Annotated in this window: 1 protein-coding gene; it reads left to right on the plus strand. The window is 45.3% G+C overall.

Annotated elements, in window-relative coordinates; translation table 11 throughout:
* Positions 1-134: 134 nt before the first annotated feature.
* Positions 135-901: glycosyltransferase (locus tag A3751_RS19575; RefSeq protein ID WP_068458627.1), on the plus strand; the 767-nt coding region annotated here is incomplete at its 3' end.

Consider the following 901-nt stretch of genomic DNA (forward strand, 5'->3'; position numbering starts at 1 on the left):
GTTGCCATTTCGGCGCAGTGCTCAGCAAACTGCGATAACGAGTTTTCAGAGTTAGATAGACTTCTGAGCAATTACAAGCCTTACTAAGCCCATAGATTCTATCTAGGTTTAAGCAAACGAGAGCGCAACACGAAATGACACTTTTATTCTGGACCGCTGTATTTGGAACACTTTACAGCTATTTCATCTATCCAATCGCCCTAAAGTTTTTAGCAAAAACGCCGGATGCTGAACGCCTTAGAGCCGATAACAGCATCGCTACACCAAACCGAGCTTCATTTATTATTACTGCACACAACGAAGGCGCGAAAATAGCCAAGAAAATAGAGAACACGCTCGCACTTGATCAAAACGGTTTAGAGCTTGAGATCATTGTTGCTTCTGACTGCTCAACCGACGATACCGATGACATCGTAAAATCTTACCAAGACCGTGGCGTCACTCTAGTTCGTGCAGACCAACATCTAGGTAAAGAATACGCGCAACTTTGCGCGATCAAAGCGGCAAATCACGATGTGCTTATTTTTTCCGACACAGCAACAGAGCTAAAAGGCGACGTGCTACATAAGCTAATGGCGTATTTTGCAAATGAGAATGTTGGCGCGATCTCAAGCGAGGACCGTTTTATTACAGCCGACGGCAAAGTCGCCGGAGAAGGCGCCTATGTAAAATATGAGATGTGGCTACGTGGCAAAGAATCGTCCTACAGAGGGCTTGTTGGTTTGAGCGGTAGCTTCTTTGCAGCACGTAAAGAAATCTGTTCAGACTGGGACATACATTCCCCTAGCGACTTCAACACCGCATTGAACGCTGCAAAAGCCGGAAAACGCGCAATCTCTTGCCATGATGTAGAGGGTTATTACCCAAACCTAAAAGACGAATCAAAGGAATATCAGCGAAA

It is taken from the genome of Oleiphilus sp. HI0080, assembly GCF_001635135.1.